The sequence below is a fragment of the Roseiconus lacunae genome (genome assembly GCF_008312935.1).
Taxonomy (GTDB): domain Bacteria; phylum Planctomycetota; class Planctomycetia; order Pirellulales; family Pirellulaceae; genus Stieleria; species Stieleria lacunae.
On record NZ_VSZO01000010.1, the window covers coordinates 472,604 to 490,548 of the forward strand.

12 protein-coding genes are annotated in these 17,945 nt (G+C 55.4%); 5 read left to right on the plus strand and 7 right to left on the minus strand.

Annotated elements, in window-relative coordinates; translation table 11 throughout:
- Positions 1 to 8: 8 nt before the first annotated feature.
- Complete coding sequence (locus FYC48_RS15595; RefSeq protein ID WP_235034272.1) at positions 9 to 1,712, minus strand: ABC transporter permease; 1,704 nt, start codon at positions 1,710 to 1,712, stop codon at positions 9 to 11.
- A gap of 82 nt (positions 1,713 to 1,794) precedes the next feature.
- A complete protein-coding gene (locus FYC48_RS15600; RefSeq protein WP_160149554.1) occupies positions 1,795 to 3,150 on the minus strand; it encodes a hypothetical protein in 1,356 nt (451 codons plus the stop codon).
- Between the two features lie 442 nt (positions 3,151 to 3,592).
- Between FYC48_RS15600 and FYC48_RS15605 the strand changes: the two genes are divergently transcribed.
- Positions 3,593 to 4,486: a leucine-rich repeat domain-containing protein gene (locus FYC48_RS15605; RefSeq protein ID WP_160149555.1), complete on the plus strand. Its 894-nt coding sequence runs from the start codon at positions 3,593 to 3,595 to the stop codon at positions 4,484 to 4,486.
- A gap of 28 nt (positions 4,487 to 4,514) precedes the next feature.
- Here the strand turns inward: FYC48_RS15605 and FYC48_RS15610 are convergent, their stop codons facing one another.
- Positions 4,515 to 5,459, minus strand: coding sequence for a fructosamine kinase family protein (locus FYC48_RS15610; protein WP_149497641.1), 945 nt, complete (start codon positions 5,457 to 5,459; stop codon positions 4,515 to 4,517).
- Between the two features lie 128 nt (positions 5,460 to 5,587).
- Here FYC48_RS15610 and FYC48_RS15615 point away from each other — a divergent pair, with 128 nt between their 5' ends.
- The gene (locus FYC48_RS15615; RefSeq protein ID WP_149497642.1) at positions 5,588 to 7,582 is read left to right on the plus strand and encodes a redoxin domain-containing protein; all 1,995 of its coding nucleotides are present in this window, start codon (positions 5,588 to 5,590) and stop codon (positions 7,580 to 7,582) included.
- 32 nt (positions 7,583 to 7,614) lie between these two features.
- On the opposite strand, the gene FYC48_RS15620 is transcribed toward FYC48_RS15615, so the two are convergent.
- Together FYC48_RS15620 and FYC48_RS15625 are read right to left on the minus strand one after the other, a co-directional pair.
- Positions 7,615 to 8,052: a hypothetical protein gene (locus FYC48_RS15620; protein WP_149497643.1), complete on the minus strand. Its 438-nt coding sequence runs from the start codon at positions 8,050 to 8,052 to the stop codon at positions 7,615 to 7,617.
- A 167-nt stretch (positions 8,053 to 8,219) separates the two neighbouring features.
- Complete coding sequence (locus FYC48_RS15625; protein ID WP_235034273.1) at positions 8,220 to 9,527, minus strand: DUF3472 domain-containing protein; 1,308 nt, start codon at positions 9,525 to 9,527, stop codon at positions 8,220 to 8,222.
- Between the two features lie 1,422 nt (positions 9,528 to 10,949).
- On the opposite strand from FYC48_RS15625, the gene FYC48_RS15630 reads away from it, so the two are divergent.
- Positions 10,950 to 13,706 (plus strand): DNA translocase FtsK, encoded by a 2,757-nt coding sequence (locus FYC48_RS15630; protein WP_149497644.1) that lies wholly within the window; start codon positions 10,950 to 10,952, stop codon positions 13,704 to 13,706.
- Between the two features lie 27 nt (positions 13,707 to 13,733).
- Here the strand turns inward: FYC48_RS15630 and FYC48_RS15635 are convergent, their stop codons facing one another.
- Together FYC48_RS15635 and FYC48_RS15640 are read right to left on the minus strand one after the other, a co-directional pair.
- A complete protein-coding gene (locus FYC48_RS15635; protein ID WP_149497645.1) occupies positions 13,734 to 14,195 on the minus strand; it encodes an endonuclease domain-containing protein in 462 nt (153 codons plus the stop codon).
- Between the two features lie 102 nt (positions 14,196 to 14,297).
- A complete protein-coding gene (locus FYC48_RS15640; RefSeq protein WP_160149556.1) occupies positions 14,298 to 15,680 on the minus strand; it encodes a Gfo/Idh/MocA family protein in 1,383 nt (460 codons plus the stop codon).
- A gap of 403 nt (positions 15,681 to 16,083) precedes the next feature.
- On the opposite strand from FYC48_RS15640, the gene FYC48_RS15645 reads away from it, so the two are divergent.
- Both FYC48_RS15645 and FYC48_RS15650 read left to right on the plus strand, forming a co-directional pair.
- Complete coding sequence (locus FYC48_RS15645) at positions 16,084 to 16,782, plus strand: orotidine 5'-phosphate decarboxylase / HUMPS family protein (protein ID WP_149497647.1); 699 nt, start codon at positions 16,084 to 16,086, stop codon at positions 16,780 to 16,782.
- A gap of 50 nt (positions 16,783 to 16,832) precedes the next feature.
- Complete coding sequence (locus FYC48_RS15650; protein ID WP_149497648.1) at positions 16,833 to 17,861, plus strand: zinc-binding dehydrogenase; 1,029 nt, start codon at positions 16,833 to 16,835, stop codon at positions 17,859 to 17,861.
- Positions 17,862 to 17,945: the final 84 nt, after the last annotated feature.

A 17,945-nucleotide genomic window follows, 5' to 3' on the forward strand; every position in this document is an offset into this window, starting at 1 on the left:
GCCCCTCGCTAGAATTCCGATAATGCCACCACGAGGTGCACGACCAGCACGAACAGGGTTGTCCACAACACCGTCGATGTGATCGATCGGCTAACGTCACCGGCTGAACGTTTAGGGGCCAAACCTTGGTAGTACGCGATCGTCGCCGTCCCCAGTCCACAAACGACGTTTTTCAGCAGCACCCACTTCCAGCCGATCGAAAACCAAGTGCCATCGGTGATCAAATTACGATCGAAATGAAGCTGCCAAAAGTGCGGCCCGATATCAGGAAACGACATCGCAAAGGAAACCATGCTGACCGACCTCGCACATTGAAAGGCCAACCATTCCAGTATCGGTGTACCGATCACGAACGCGACGACGATTGGTAACAGAAGGTAACTCCGTGGCGAAACGCCGAGCGTCTTCATCGCGTCGACTTGGCCGCCGTATTGCTTGACCCCAACATCGGCGGCGACTGCAGCACCGCAGCGGGCGGCGACAAGAATGGTCGCTAAAATTGGAACTAGAACTCGATAAAGTGCGAAGCCGATCGACGCCAATAACTCATCAATCAACAGCGGCTGCGTGTAGACTCGAAACGGCAAGAAGCGAAACGTGAAGTACGTGGCCGTGAAGCCGATGATCAGTCCCGCGATCATCAAATAGACCCAAGCCGAAAAACCGGCAACCAATCGTGCGTAGTGCAAGGTGAAGCGTGCCGCCCAGCGATGGCGGGGAACAATCGGAACGAGGTCTAACGGCAACCGCAGTGCGGCGACGATCGCCCCGCCGGTGGCTTCCAACATCGGCGCCACTGCCCGCTCAACCCAAGAAGGCTGAACCGCTGCACCGGCCGAACCGTCAGAATCCTGCGCGGGCACCATCAACTGCGGGATTTCCGCCCAACGCTGTTTTTCGATCTCCACCAAACGTTCCGCTTGGGGATCGAGAAGATAAACCTTATCGGCGATCGGGATCAAAGTTTCGTAGTCGTGCGTGACGACAACGCTGGTCCGATGATGTTCCTCTTGAGTCTCGCGAATCAACTGCGCGACCAATCGTCCGCTAGCTGCATCAAGCCCGCTTGTCGGCTCGTCGTATAAGACGACTTCGGGGGAAGCCGCCAAGGTACGGGCAATGGCCAACCTCTGTTTTTGGCCACCACTAAGGTGCGTCACCGAAGTTCGTTGGGGGACTCCGAGGTGTTCAAGCCATTGTTTGGCCGTCCACGATGGCTTGCGCCCCGATTGTCCCTTCCCAGAACCAATACGATGACGGTGATCGATCGCAAACTGTACGTTCTCACGGGCGGTCAACTCATCAAACAAAGCGAACTGTTGAAAGACGATACCGACCGAAGGTTTCACTGGTGTGACCGAATCGTCGGCCGGTTTATCCACCGATGAATTTCCGCCCAATTTGATTTCACCGGACCATCCGATCGAATCACCATGTTGCGGGATTAACCCGGCCAGCAATCGCAACAGCACGCTTTTACCGGCGCCACTTCCGCCGACGATGACCGTGATTTTTGCGGCAGGAAAGACCGCATCGACGTCCCGCAGCAAACAACGATCACCGGCAACGACATTCAGCTTTTCCAGGCACAGCGAATGAGCTTCTGGGAGCGACGCGGGGGCTACACTCAAGTCAGCGGGACCACCATCCCCAACACCATCAGACGCGGTGGATTCGGGGCCTTCGGTGCGTTGGGGATCGGAGTCGTGCACTGAATTTTAAGTTTGAACCGATGGATGGTTGCAGGTACCGCGAGCGATGAATGACCGCGACAATGTTCTTGGGTGACAGCGTTTAAGGACGACGGATTCCGGCACGATCGACGCCCCCCGCTTGATCGAGTGGAGTCTCGGCGGCATAAACAACCGGATAAGGCAAATGCTTGTCCGCCTTGTCAATCATCCCATTGTTCGCACCGGTATGCCACGCAACGACCCACTGCCGGTCTTTGCGCAAGATCTGACTGCGTAGCACGCGAGCGAAGTTGGGATCGATGCCTTGTTCTTCGTTGCCAAACAGATCATCACCGATCTCGCGGAGGATCGGTTCCAGACGTTCGCTGGCGATCTCGAGTGCGGCGGTGGCTTCGTCACTCGTCCAGATTTCTTGCCACAGTTGTTTCAGTTCTTCGTTGTCGACGAACGTCTCTTTCAAGATTGCTTGAACCAGCTTTCTTGTTTCCGGGTCGGCCGCAAAATCGTTGGCCGCTTGCGCGACCTCGCGACGAACCGCCGGGTCTGAAGCAACATCGTTCACGGTACGTTGGATCGCGACAACGATCTCGTCCATATGTGCCTCCAGAATCGGGACTGCGTCATCGTCAACAAAACGCTGCCATTCCTGACGCAGAAGATCCTTGCGAGGCAACGGCGACTTGTCGTACAACGCCCGCCAACCGAAACGAAATAGTGAAGCGCGATCCCAGATTTCACGACCGATCTTTTCAGCGGGAGGGCGCCCATGTTTTTGTACGATCGGCAAGATTTCCTTTCTTGCCATCGGGATCAAACGTTGTTGCACGATGTTTCGGTTCCAACGTTCCCCCAATCGATCGATCTGATCGCGATGTCGCGCGACGGATGCCTGAAAGCTGGATTCGATGATCGGTAGTGAACGCCGAAAGCTCTCTTCGACGATTGGCGTTAGCGATCGACTGAGCGTTTCACCATGCTGCCGCATCGCTTGCTTGAGCCGAGCTTCAATACGATCACGTTTGTCCGCCGGCAACATCGTTTGCACGACTTCTGACAACCGCCCCGTACTTTCGTAACGCAACAATTGAAAAGCGTCGAAATCGAAATTCGATTCGGCGAACCGGCCATACCAAACCAGACGCACATTTCCGCCCGGTTCGTTCGCCGATTCGATCACATGCCCGATTTGCCGAAAGGTCACGTGATTGGTTTCGTCATCGGTTACGTCGGCAAGAAAAACGGGGCTGCCTTTCGCCAACCGTCCGGAGGGATCGATGCGAATGAATGTCGACTCATTTCCCAGAGCGAATGCAGCCAGGGAAGCGACGCGTTGAGACATCGGGCTCGTTACTTTCCCTTCCCGAGACCGGGTCCCCAGATAAACGCCGAATAGGACCGCAATGAAGAGCACCGTCCAAAACGCCAGTCCGACGATTCGTTTCGCATAGCCAGTCAAGACGTTGGTTCCCTAGACATACGGTTCTTTAGACATACGATGGTTCCACGGACACTACCTTGGATCCTTTTGCGACCCATCCTTGAAGAAACGCCTCCTAGAAGAAACGTCCGTCGCGGCCGCTAAACCGCCCCAATTCATTGCCGCAATGTGGTCGACCGATCTTGACCTGTAGGCCCGAAAAAAACAGCGCCAAGGGCGCGAATTACGATGTTTCTTGCGGCAGACGACATTCTACGCCGAACCGAGTAGACTAGGGGGCTCCCAAACTCGGATGGCAAAACTGCCCCGACGAGGCTAACCGCTGACGACGAGCCGAGCATTCGGCGAATGTCGAGTCCAATTCCCAGCGGCTGCGGCTGTCATGACGGTACGTTTTTGCCATCCCACTTCCACGCTCTCTCCACGTTTCCCACCGACTAACGAAAGCGACTTGTTTGCTATGCACCGACTTGCCAACGTCCCATTCGGAATTTTTTTGTTGATGCTCGCCGCCACCACCTGTCTGGTTTCGCCACCGGCAATGGCGGATGAACCGGCTAAAGACAGCGAGAAGAAAGAGGAGCCTAAACCTGTCGAGTCGATCTTCAAAGACAAGGCCCTCGAAGACGCCGTTCGCAAACAGGTGTTCGCCAAAAAGTACAACAACGAACCGATTGTCGCCGCTGACGTGGAAAAGATCTCTCGCGTCGAAGGTGTCGGAAAGCAAATCAAGAGCTTGGACGGCCTCGAACATTGCCATGCGTTGATGCTGATCGACTTGCGTGACAATCAAATCGAAAATCTGAAACCGATCGCCCAGCTGAAACGTCTTCAATCGGTTTCACTTTCGGGAAACCGGATCAAAGACCTATCGCCGATCAAAGAACTAACGGCGATGCAATTGCTAGATGTTTCGCGAAACCAGATCGCCGATCTTCAGCCGCTCGCCGAAATGAGCAACCTGCGCACACTGTATGTTGCCGAGAACGATATCAAGTCCCTTGATCCGATCGCACCGCTGTCAAAGATCTGGTCACTCGATGCCTCTGGCAATAACCTTTCGTCGGTCGAACCGGTCGCCGGATTGAAATGGATCACCATGCTCGACCTCCGCAATAATTCCATCTCGGACATCTCGCCGATTGCCAAACTCCCGGCGATAAACATCCTGCGTTTGGACAACAACGAAATTAAAGACCTCGCGCCACTAGTCCAAGCATGCCAAAAGGATGCCGAAGGCGACAACCGTTTTGCTCCGTACCTCCGTCTGTTTCTGGACGGAAACCCGATCGACGACAAAGCGAAGGCAGACGCGATCGAGAAACTGAAGACGGCCGGCGTGAAGGTAAAGTGACCTGAATCCTGTCCATCAACCGGCTTGTTCAATGCCGCAAGATCGCGGTCGCTGTTTCTAAGCAGCTACCGTGATAGGAACGGCCGAACAGATTCAGGTGGTTAAGCTGGTGATACAGCATGTAAACTTGGGCACGTCGCTGCCAACCGTCCGGTAGCGGCCACCGCCGCTCATAGCCTTGCTGAAAAGCAGGCGGGCACTGACCTAACCAGCGGATCATGCCCCACTCGGCTTCGCGGCAACCTCGATAGACGGCGGGATCGATCAGTGCCGGTCGACCGTCGGTACCGAACAAGTAATTTCCGCTCCAAAGATCGCCATGCAACAGCGACAGAGCCTTCTCGCGGCCGCGCAGCAGCTCGTCCAGTCGTGCGACGATCGAATCACACGCATCGACCAACGCACGATCCGCTAAACCTTGCCGGACCGCCCAGCGAATCTGATAACGCAACCGTCGCTCTGCAAAGAAACTGACCCAATCATCGGTCGGCTGATTGACCTGCGGTGCGGCCCCGAGAAAGTTGTCACGTTCCCACCCTAGACGATCACTTTGAGATGCCAGGTGCATGTCGGCGAGTTGCTCTCCGAAACGCTCGAAATCGGCAGCCGACGGACGTACGGGTGACGCATCGATCCACTCGAGGGCCAACAGTGCGTGCTGGTCAAACGCCCCCAATGCGATGGGCCGTGGGACCCGAATCGTTTCGGTGGCGGAGAGTGCGAGCAACCCTTCGGATTCGGACTGGAAATTGGACAACATCGATTCCGAATGTTGCTTGACGACGATTCGGATCGCCTCGCCGCCTTCGCCAATTCGCAATACTCCTCCGTCGATCGTTCGCAACTCCCCCGTCGCGACCTGTCGCTTGAGTGTGACCAATTGCACATCGCTGACGCAGCCGCCTCCCAACGGCCTGCTTTCGATCACTTCGACCGGTTCCCGGATCAATTTGGAGAGGGTGCTTGATCGCATGACAAAGTTTTAGTGGGAAATGAAACTTTCGAACTGTTCGGCGAGTACTGTAACTTGATGTGAGATCACAAGGCAAAACGCCGCACTTCTGAAAGCCTCATTTGAGATAGGTCATGGCAGGAATCCATATGTCGCGCCCACGAGTCACGACTGCATGTTTCGCCGCGATATCGTTTTGCTGGTTGATCGGCAGCCCGCTGCCGGGAGTTTTATCGACGACCACGATCGTCAGTGCCGCCGACAATCAGCAGGACCACACCGCCGCCGCGACGATCACACCGACACTGTCTCGCATCGATCTGGACGATTTTCGCGGCCGACGCTGGAAACTGGACGATTTCGATTCCGACCAGTTCTTGGTCGTCGCCTTCCTAGGGACCGAATGCCCGCTGGCGAAGCTCTATGCCGCTCGACTGCAGACGATGCAGGATCAACTTGCCACCAAAGGCGTTCGTGTGATCGGTGTCATGAGCAACCGACACGATTCACTGCTGGATATCACGGCATTCGCAAACCGCCAAGAGATTAAGTTCCCGCTGCTCAAAGATGCCGGTGCAAGACTTGCCGACGAACTGGATGCCCGGCGCACTCCCGAAATCTATGTCTTCGACCGAGACCGCAAATTGCGTTATCGAGGACGCGTCGACGACCAGTACGGAATTGGATACGTCCGTGATCAGCCGCGACGCAAAGATTTGCAGGCCGCACTCGAAGAATTGATTGCCGGTCAAACGGTTTCGATTGAGAGAACCGATGCGGTCGGTTGCATTATCGGCCGCAAGAAAACGGTGTCCGACTCCAGTGAAGTGACCTACGGCGGCCAAATCGCCAAGCTACTGCATCGCCACTGCGTCGAGTGCCACCGCGAAGGCGAGATCGCCCCCTTCGCCCTTACCGACTATGAAGAGGTCGCCGGTTGGGCCGACATGATTGCCGAAGTCGTCCGCGATCAACGTATGCCTCCGTGGCACGCCGACCCAAAACACGGCAGCTTTGAAAACGAACGCCGACTCACCGATGACGAGAAACAATTGCTTTACGACTGGGCCGAAGCCGGTGCACCGGCCGGTGACTTAACTGACTTGCCGACTCTGCCGGAAAAGGTCACCGGATGGCAACTGCCGCGTGAACCGGACCTTGTCTTCCATGTCAGCCCGGAACCATTCACCGTTCAAGCCGAGGGTGCGGTGAAGTACCAGTACTTTCGCATCGCCCCCAACCTGGAAAAGGATGTTTGGATCCATGCCGCCGAACTAAAACCAGGAAACCGAAGCGTCGTCCACCACATCTTGGCGTTTGCCGTCCCAAGAGGGTCAAGAGAACTTAATGGGGCGCGCGGCTTCTTGGTCGGCTACGTTCCCGGCATGCGTGTCGCCCCTTGGCCCGATGGACATGCCAAGCGAATCCCCGCCGGCAGCGAGTTAGTCTTTCAGGTTCACTACACTCCGATCGGCGTCGAAGTGCAAGACCATAGCCAACTCGGGATCTGTTTGCTTGACGAAAGCGAAGTGACTCGCGAGATCGTGACTACTAGCGCGGTCGAAACCAATCTTCGAATTCCACCTCACGAGCCAGACTATCGAGCAGACGCGGCAGGGCCACGCTTTCCCGACGATGCGAAGTTACTGGCGATGAGTCCGCACATGCACGTCCGTGGAAAGTCGTTCCGCTACGCACTCGAAAGCAACCAAGAAGTGTTGCTTTCCGTTCCCGAATATGACTTCAACTGGCAAACCACCTACGTGCTCGACCCGCCACTGGAACTCAAAGCGAACGATCGCATCATCTGTAACGCGGTGTTTGACAACAGCAAGAAAAACCTGAACAACCCCGCCCCCGAAGCGACCGTCCGCTGGGGTGACCAAACCGAAGACGAAATGATGATCGGTTATTATCACCTTTCCGTGCCCCGCGGCGACACCCCCGCAGGAAAAACCGGTGCAGAACGTCGTCGACAAATGGTCGAAAGGGCCATTCGCTTGGCAACGTTCGATCGCATTGACCAAGACGGCGACGGGTCGATCACCAAAGCGGAAACACCACGGCGTCTGCATAAGATCTTTGCCGAGCTAGACACCAATCGCGATGACATTTTGACCCGCCGCGAGGTGGAAGCGAAATAACTCGTTTCCGCCAGCCGCATTGATCTGGTGAGTTATCGTTCTCCGCCGATGATCGCGCTGGCTTGAAAGGCAATCAGGATCGATTGATCCTGGGTGACAACCCAGTAAGAACCGCCATGAAACGGCACCGCTTCTAATGACACATCAAAAACAAGAATCTCACACTCGTGAAGATTCTTTGGTGTATCCACGCTATAGTCGGCAATGACTTCGCAGTACAAATCGAAATCCGAATGACCGATCGCAATGATGTCATCGGCGAACGCACGGAGCTCGGCGAATGAGACAAGAGCAGGATCGGATCTGATTTTTCGAAACAGGCAAAACTCAATCGCGTCTTGCCTCGATTCAATTTCATGCGACCGGTGCCTGATTTCATCAAGCTCGGTCTTCAGGTTCTGGCGATCGAATCGCCAGCCAACGGAAATAAGCAGCAGCGCAATGACAAGAAGTCCACAGAGATACCTCATCTGAGTCGCAACATTTAGTGCCCCCGACTTCGCCGAGATTGAATGACATCAACCGTCAGTGCTTTGTTCGAATTCGATTCTAAGGTTAGACGCAGGGTGTTGGCAACGCTATCCCGAAACAACGTTCACCATCGGTCCACCGCGTCAAAACGGATGTCAGGATTGCATCATCGAGGCAGCTCGTCCCAGTCGATCGCCGGTTTGTGAGAGCTTGATGACTGCCGCTGGAAGGTTTGGTCAAGCTCGACGGTCTCGGAAAAAAAACCACAGTTCTTCAGGAAGAAGTGCTGCTCGTGACTGCCGCCGGCATAGTCAAGACGATGGCGGCCCCGGGCGGTGTTATCGCCGGTGAACTTGGCTTGCCTGATTTCATGCCATTGGCTGGTCACGTCGCATACCCATTGATTCGCGTAATGGGCGGAACGCTGTAGATGTCCGGTTGCCGGTGAGAAGTTTTCCAAAAACGAGTGGAACCCGGTGAGATGCTTATCGGTCTTGGGACGTTGAAAGCTGGCAACCAACAACCACTCGCCTTTCTCCTTATCACCAAACCAAGAGGTGTATTGCGTCTGTCCCTTGCCGTTCGGTTTAACCTCAGTGAGGAACCGATAGGTTCGTCCCGCTTTCCACGGATACCGAAAAAAACTCTGGCCGCCGGAACCTTCGTTCCCAAAGTCTTTGGCAACCACATTTTTGCCTTTCGCGAGTGTCAACACGCGGTCTTCCTCGGGAATCTCGTTGGGATTATCTGTTCGGAAGGGACTCCAGATCGAAAACAGGACGCGTCGTTCGGTCTCGCTATTGACTTGCATGCCGAAATAGCCTTCGCCGAATCCGTTCGCCATAAAGTAAGTCCCGATCGTATCTTGTCCCGATGGCACAGTGATTTCACTGTAGGCATACGTGAGGTCTACTTCACGAGGAATTCGATACGCTAGGTGAACCGACGGCCCTCGTCGTCCCCAGTAAAACATGTTGCCGTCGTTGGTTTTGACGTAATCAAGTTGCACCTCCTGATCGGCCGAGTTGACGAGTAGGTGTTCGACTTTGACGCCGTTTGAGCCACTCCCGAGACTCAGGTCAACTTGAACATAACCGGCTTTCACTTCGATCGATGGAGTTTGCCCCGATTCCCTATCGGCCGCAGAAAGCTCGACCGTGTGCGTCGCCTGGTCGAGACGGAGATTGATCGTCCCAGTTTCGCCTACCGCACGGCCTTGGACCGCGAGCTTGATGGTGGCGGCTTGGTCGACATGAAAAAAGACAGAGAACGTTTCGGATTCATCACGAAGCGATAAGTTCCCATCACGCCCGATTGACCGTCCGCCCGGTTCGGGTGCGGATCGAAACGCATTGCCCGCAAGAGGGACGCTCCAACTTTGGGCAGCCCCACCGGTAGTACACCACATGGCGGTGGCGACAAAGGCAATCATCACTGGACGGGGCAATTGAACATACATGCTGCGTATCATCATTGATGTGGCGACCGAGGTTACAAATCGGGGGTGTCGGGCGGACGGGGGGCCTCTTACGTTCCTAACGCAGCAATTCGATGCGGCGCCGTGCCGTTAAAGGCTGCCTTCCTTCGCTAGCCATTAAACGTGGTCCCAGGGCTAATGGCTAGCGACACATTGACCGGGAATGACCGTTTTTAAAGTTAACCCACCGAAAAGCGAAGTTGGACAACGCGACGTCACGAAAAGACGTGGTTCAGAGGAAGCTGTCACCGGTGGTCCGCCGCAAACCTCAAGCACGGGAACAGTTTTCGAACCGGAAGAATCAGTCGTGTTGTTTCGCTCTCAACTTGGAAAGTTGAGCGGCATTGTCACTCGATTCTCCGAATCGTGAGCGTGCCGGAGAACCACTCGTGCTATTTCGCTCTCAACTTGGAAAGTTGAGCGACATTGTCGCTCGATTCTCCGAATCGTAAGCGTGCCGGAGAACCACTCGTGCTTTCGCTCTCAACTTGGAAAGTTGAGCGGCATTGTCGCTCGATTCTCCGAATCGTAAGCGTACCGGAGAACCACTCGTGCTATTTCGCTCTCAATTTGGAAAGTTGAGCGACATTGTCGCTCGATTCTCCGAATCGTAAGCGTACCGGAGAGCCACTCGTGTTGTTTCGCTCTCAACTTGGAAAGTTGAGCGACATTGTCACTCGATTCTCCGAATCGTGAGCGTACCGGAGAACCACTCGTGTTATTTCGCTCTCAACTTGGAAAGTTGAGCGACATTGTCGCTCGATTCTCCGAATCGTAAGCGTGCCGCTTCCTTCACCCACGGACGGTCCTGGAATATTGAATGGTTTGATTCCCGGTTGCCCCATTCAGAAGAGGGGACCGAGGCTAGCGTCGAATGGCGAAAGCGCAAGATGAAGTTTCGCGATCGCGCTGGCTAAACGGCTATCGACTGGCAACGATGATTTGGCCGACGAAGAGCCAGACAAGAGTAAAGAGAATGCCGAAAGCGGTGTGCAACAATTCGATAGACACGACGACCACGCGGTGTGGGAAGAAAACTGAGACTCACATGGGAAATGGCGGGACGTCCTTGTTGCGCTGGTGGCACGAGTTTCACGCGTGCCGTTTTCGATCGCCCTTCGTGGGCGACAGCCTTCATCGGGCTGACGTGCAATTCTTACCGCGGGACTTCGCGCGGGCGAATCATTTTTGATTGATCGCACAAGATCGTTGCCGGACGTTGTCGTTCGGAACCGCCTGGGAAAGCTTTCCTGGACAACGAGACACTTCCATCTCGGAAGAGTTTAAGGCTTTTGTCGTCTCGGTCGCTTGACGTGATCTACCAGCCCAGCGAAGTGGGTTTCAGATCTATGCGGTGAAACATCCGATAGCGACAATGACCGATTCTCATTTGCCCCGCCTCACGTCATTGGAAGCTGCATGTCGGCTGATCTGATCAACGAATCGAATGCCGAGCCTGACTTCGCGCGCGACGTCGCCTCGATCTGTTTGATTGCGCTGACGGTTCTGCTAGCGATCTCACTGGTCACACGGAATCCAGCCGACCCGGTCGATACTCCGTTCTGGCCGATCAGCGAAGTTCATGTTCCTGACGTCTTGGTCTATCCGCCGGCGGAATCAATCTCCAACGCGTGCGGTTACTGGGGTGCCTTGGTCGCTTCGGCGATGATGCACTACCTGGGGTTGGCATCGGCGTTCGTCGTCGCAGGACTCGGAGGCGTATCGGTCGCAATGTTGCGTCGTGGTCATGTCAAGGCGCCCGTGCTTCGATCGCTTGGTGCAACCGTCGTGATCGCAGCGATCGCGACCGGCGCATCGCTACTTCCGCTGGAAGGCGACGGGATGTCGATTTATGGCAACGGCGGCGTTTTGGGTGCGATGACGTCAAGTTGGCTGCTCGATCATTTCCGCTTCGTCGGTGCGTGGATCTTGACGCTAACGATGCTAGCCGTCGGGGTGCTGTTAACAACAGACTACGCGATTTTGTACGCGACGCGAAAAATCTTTGCCGGTGGGGCGCGTGTTTCACGCTCGGGAATGAAGCGGGCTGCCGACGCGATGCCGCCGATGTTGCGACCGAAACGAAAGCCGTTCGAAGAACAAACGTCACCGTTCAGTGAACCTGTCGACGCCGAATCAGAAGCCACCGTCGAAACAGCGGTCGTCGAAGAAACAAGCGCGGAGTCTGATTCCGAAATCGTCGACGCGGCTGAACAACAGAAGCCCGAACCGCGAATCAAATTGCGTTCCAATTCGAAACGAAACCCCAAGTCGACGTCCAGCGACGAAGTCGTCGAATCCGAGCCTGCCGGCGGGTACGAGGAGGAATATGAAGCGGGCGACGAAGAGTCCGAATACGATGAATCGGAGTACCGAGACGTCGAGGTTGATGGAGAAGTAAAGGAATTGCGGCAAGATCCCGAACATCCGGTGCCGGGACCAAAAATCCGTATGCCCAAACGCAACAAGGACGAAAGCGAACTCGACAAGGTGTCTCGGGCGATGATTGAGCAATCGCCCGCGGTGGCGGAAGAATACCAGTTGCCCCGCATCGATTTGCTCGAATCAAGCGACGACATTGATTACGAGGAACAACTCAACGAGGTGCGCCGCAAGGCGAAGATTCTCGAAGCAACCTTCGCAGATTTTGGATTCAATATCCGTGTCGTCGAAATCGAAACGGGCCCCGTCATTGCCCAATACGAAATCGAACTCGAAGCCGGATTACGTCTGAGCAAGATTACCGGATTGGCCGAAGACCTAGCGATCGCTTTGCGCGTCCCGAGTGTTCGGATCGTCGCTCCCATCCCGGGCAAGAACACCGTTGGGATCGAAGTGCCGAACGAAAAACGCCAAGCGGTACGGTTGCGTGATGTGATGGAAGAGGCGGACACCAATGCGCTCAAGATGAACATCCCCGTGTTCCTGGGCAAAGATGTCTCGGGCAACCCGATGGTGGTCGACCTCGCCAAGATGCCCCACTTGTTGATCGCCGGCCGAACGGGAACGGGTAAAAGTGTTTGTTTGAACTCGATCATCACATCGATGTTGATGACCCGTGGACCGGACGAAGTTCGGATGCTGATGATCGACCCCAAAATGGTCGAGCTAAGCGGGTACGGAAAGCTGCCGCACTTGATGCACCCCGTGATCACGGACATGCGAAAAGCGGAAGCGATTCTAGCGTGGGCGGTCGAAAAGATGGAGGAGCGTTATTCGTTGCTTGCCAACGTCGGCGTCCGCCACATCAACAGCTTTAACGATCTTGGCAGGGACGAGATTTTACGTCGACTGGAAGTCGCCCCCGAAGATGACGACGGCAGCGTGCCCGACAAACTGCCGTTCATCGTGATCGTCGCAGACGAAATGGCTGACTTGATGATGACGGCAGGGAAAGACGTCGAACAGCATATCATCCGGTTGGCTCAAAAAAGTCGTGCCGTCGGAATCCACCTGATCCTTGCGACGCAGAAACCGACGGTGGACGTCATCACCGGTCTGATCAAAAGCAACTTGCCAGCTCGCTTGAGTTTCCAAGTCGCCAGCAAGACCGACAGTCGCGTCGTGTTGGACGAAAACGGTGCGGACAAGTTGCTCGGCAATGGTGACATGCTGTTCTTGTGGCCGGGAACGAGCACCCTGATTCGTGGTCAAGGCACGTATCTTTCCGATGAAGAAATCGATTCGATCTGCGCCCATTGCAGTTTGCGAGAACAAAACTTTGTCGGGGAATTGATGAATTTGAAGGTCAACGAAGATGAGGATGGCGATGGACCATCGATCAGCTCCGATCGGCCGGACATCTATGACAGTGCCGTCGAAGTCATCATCCGCGAAGGTCGTGGTTCGTGCTCGTTACTGCAGCGACATCTGGGGATCGGATATGGACGGGCCGCGAAGCTGATCGATTTTATGGCAGAAGATGGCATCGTCGGTGATTACAACGGCAGTAAAGCACGTGAAGTCTTGCTGTCGCTCGAACAGTGGCACGAGATGCAAGGATTGGAACCGCCCGACTCCGAAGGCTCGGATGAATCCAGCGACACCGGTCCGGCGACAAAGACGCAAGCGGTCGCTAGCCAGATCACCAGCCAGGGAACCGACGACGACGACGAGTACGAAGAATACGACGAGTACGAGGACGTCGAAGATGACGACGAATCAGAGTGGCAATAAAGCCTCCGCCGCAAAAGACTGTCCTCTTCACCTCCCCTGTGGGGAGGTCGGACGCTTGAGCGGCCGGGTGGGGCCAAGGTAATTAGGGTCCTGCTTACCAAGCATTCCACCAAGGTCCCCGCTTCTTGATCGATGGCTGAAAGGAATGCCCAGGTGGGCTGAGATCGCGACCAACACGGAATCGATCCCGTTCAGCACGTCATCATTTGCAAAACGAATGACGTCCCATCCCTGGTCGGCAAGTTCTTGCTGACGTGCTAGATCTCGCTCTTGTTGTTGGTCATGGTATTCGCCATCTAGTTCTATAATCAGGTGTTCTGAAACACAGGCGAAATCAGCGAAGTAGCGTCCGATTGGATGTTGGCGTCGGAACTTCAGTTCGCATAGTTGCTTGCCTCTTAGGACACTCCAAAGAAGGCCCTCGGCGGATGTTTGGTTTTGACGCAGTTCCTTGGCTCGTTGCGTTTGTTTGGATGTTCTGCGTTTCATTTTTCAGTCCCTCTTGTTCCATACTGACCTCCCCACCCGGCCGCTTAAGCGTCCGACCTCCCCTGTGGGAAGGTGAAAAATCGAACAAGACGCACTGTTGCTTTAGACCTCTTGGGGTACGGCGTAGCCTTCGCGTTCGGGACGCGTTAGCAGCGCGGCCGCTTGATCATCCCCCAGGATCTGCTCCTTGTGCGGATCGAACTGAACAGTCCTGTCGACTCGGTAGGCGATGTTGGCAAGGTGGCAGAGGGCGGAAGACTTGTGCCCCTGCTCAATCTCGGCGGTCAAATCTTCGCGACGTCTCGACCGGACCGCCATCGCCCAATTTCGGAAGTGTGGCAGGTTGGAAATCGGACTTCCTTCCTCAAACGCGCTCGGTCCCGGTTCACGCTTCCGGCCCAAAAACGTGTAGAAGCTCGAATAATCGGGAATGATCATCGTTCCTTCCGATCCCAGAAAGATAGCTCCGACGGGGAAGTCTTTTTGGACAAACGGGTAGGTGTCACGAAAGCCCGCTTCGGCGTTGGTGTACCAATCGCGGACTTCGAATTCGACCATTTGGCCATTCGCCCATTTCAGCGAAGTGGACAACACGCCGGGCGTCTCCGCGCTACTTTGATGGACTTTCTCTTGCATGTAGTTCGTCCCAACCGAAGAGACTTGCACCGGATGGTCATCCAGTTTCAACCCCCAACGCAAGATGTCCATTTGATGGACGCCTTGATTGCCGATTTCGCCGTTCCCGTAATCCCAGATCCAGTGCCAACGCCGATGTTGAAAGTTACTGAATTCGTGCACCGGTGCGGGGCCACACCAAGCGTCCCAGTCCAGCCCATCGGGAACCGGACGCGGGGCATGTTGACCGAGGTTGCCACGGATTTTATAGGCGATACCGCGGGCGAAGTAGACTTCGCCGATCACGCCTTCGTGTAGCTTTGTGATCCCTTCGATGATGTTCGGTGACGAACGACACTGAGTTCCGTGTTGGACGATGCGGTCATACTTGCGCGCCGCTTCGACCATTTTCCGGCCTTCAAAGATATTGTGTGAACCCGGTTTCTCCACATACACATCTTTGCCGGCTTGGCATCCCCAGATCGCGTTGAGCGAGTGCCAATGGTTGGGAGTCGCGAAGGTGACCGCGTCGATATTCTTATCGTCCAAAACGCGTCGCATGTCATCATAAGTCTTGATCGCATGACCGCTCTTTTGACTCCAAACCAGTTCGGCGCTCTTGCGTTTTGCTTCGTCGCAATCACAGACACCGGCGAATTCAACGCCGACATCGGACTCGTTTTCCAGTTCGACCAAGCTTTCGGCGTGCGCGCGGGCTCGACCGCCCATTCCGACAATGGCGACGCGAATTTTGTCATTCAAATTGCGTCCACGAACGATCGCCGGGGCGGCAAAGGTGGCTGCGGTGGCGACGGCGGTGGACTTGAGCACGTCGCGTCGATTTTTCTCGGTCATGATCCGGGCGTCCATTGGGGGAATGATGGTGGGAGTGCGAATCCGAACGCTGGATTGTAATCGATCCCGTTCCACGGGATGCGAAAGGCGTGTTAGCATACGCGGTAACCTACCTTTGATTCCCTCTAGACCAAACGTTTGGGTTCAGCTACTCAGCCGGCAGGCGTTGACTCCGCTGATTGCACGGAAACCGTGTCTAACGCTATTTGGCGAATCCACATTCCGGATGTTGACGCAACACTGATGTTCGTCCCCAGGTCGTAAACCTAATTACGTCACCATTCCTTCCGCGAAAACAGCGCCCCTCCAATCTGACACTTCGGATAGTGATTGATCCTCGCAACCTGAGTCGTCAAACCAGCGAGTGTCGACGCGACCGCTCAATCTCGTTACCAGCCTTTCAACCATTCCTACCAAGATGAAACCGATTGTTCAGATCTCGCTCGACTTGACCAACATCGACGAAGCACTCGAAACCGCGGCAATCGCGATGCGTGCGGGTGTAGATTGGTTGGAAGCCGGTACCCCATTGATCCTTGCCGAAGGCTTGCATGGCGTCCGTGAGTTACGCAAAGCCTTTCCCGAAACACCGATCGTTGCCGATTTGAAAACGATGGATGGTGGCTACCTGGAAGCGGAGATGATGGCGAAAGCAGGCGCGACACATGTCGTCGTAATGGCGAGGGCGCATGCCGAGACGGTAAAGTGTGTCGTCAAGGCCGGCGCCGACTTTGGTGTTCAAGTCATGGGCGATAACATGGTCAGCGAAAGCATGGTCGATGGGGCGCGATGGCTGGAAGACCTGGGGTGTGACTTCATCATCCATCACATTGGTTATGACGAGCGACGTGGAATCGCGGCGGCCGGACAACGGATGCCGAGCCCACTTGATCAACTTCGTGAGGTCGTCGAGGCGGTCAAGGTGCCGGTCCAAGCGGTCGGCGGATTGTCGCTCGAACAAGCGATCGAATGCCCACGTTACGGTGCACCCCTGGTAGTGCTGGGCGCGCCACTGACGATCGATGCCGATGCTTTCAAGACGGCCGATGGGGATTTGGAATCAAGTTTGCGTCTGATTTGCGATGCCGTTCATTCCCAAGAAGTCGACCGCGACTAACAACGACAGCACCGCTTTCGTTTCTCCCCTCCCCCACCGAAGTGCCTCCCATGAAGTCTCCCGCCGTTGTCAATTATGCTCCCGAGAAAGGTTCGGTCGAAGTCCGCGATGTCGAAACGCCCGAGTTCGGAGCGCACGATGTCTTGCTCGAAGTGGCCAACGTCGGTGTCTGTGGAAGCGACCTTCATCAATGGACTGCCGATCACTCATGGCCGGTCAATTATCCGGTGATTCTTGGTCATGAGTTCGGTGGAACGATTGTCAGTGTCGGCCGCGAAGTGGTCGGATGGGACGAAGGTCAACGCGTCGTTTCGGAAACCGCCGCGATCATTTCTGCCGACAATCCGATGACGCGGCGCGGGTTATACAACTTGGATTCGACACGGAAAGGATTCGGCTATGGAGTCGACGGAGCGATGACACGTTACGTGCGTGTGCCCTCGAGGATTTTGCATCGTGTCCCCGAGAATGTACCGTTCGAGCAAGCTTGTTTGACCGAACCGTGTTGTGTTGCCTACAACGCCGTCGTCAAGAATGCTCGGATCGAGCCCGGTGATCGCGTCATGGTTCTGGGGCCTGGAACGATCGGGATCCTTTGTGCCGCGATCGCTCGGCTGTGTGGTGCCGAAGTCGCCTTGGTGGGACTGCCCCAAGATGCGAACCGATTGAAAATTGCCAGCGAAGCGTATGGTTGTGAAACGATCGTTGGGGACGCAAGCGACTGGGCTAGGCAACGCGATGGCCTAGGTTGTGACGGTGTGATTGATGCCGCCGGTGCCAGTGCAACGCTCAAGATCGCAATCGACTTGGTCCGGCCGGCCGGTTGGATCAGTAAGGTCGGTTGGGGGCCGCAGCCTTTGGGATTTAATCTGGATCCGCTTGTTCAGAAGAACGTCACACTGCAGGGCAGCTTTAGCCACAATTGGCCAATCTGGGAACGCGTGCTGGCATTGCTCAGCAGCGGTACACTGGACGTCCGGCCGATCATCGGCGGTGTCTGGGCCATCGATCAATGGCATGATGCGTTCGAACAGATGCACTCCGGCGCCGTCGTCAAAAGCGTATTGAAGCCAGTCTAAGACTGAAGCTCGACCAAAGCGTTGGGTACGCCAACCACCAACGTCGAATACCCGATTGTTGAAAGGCAACGTCGGCAAAGACAT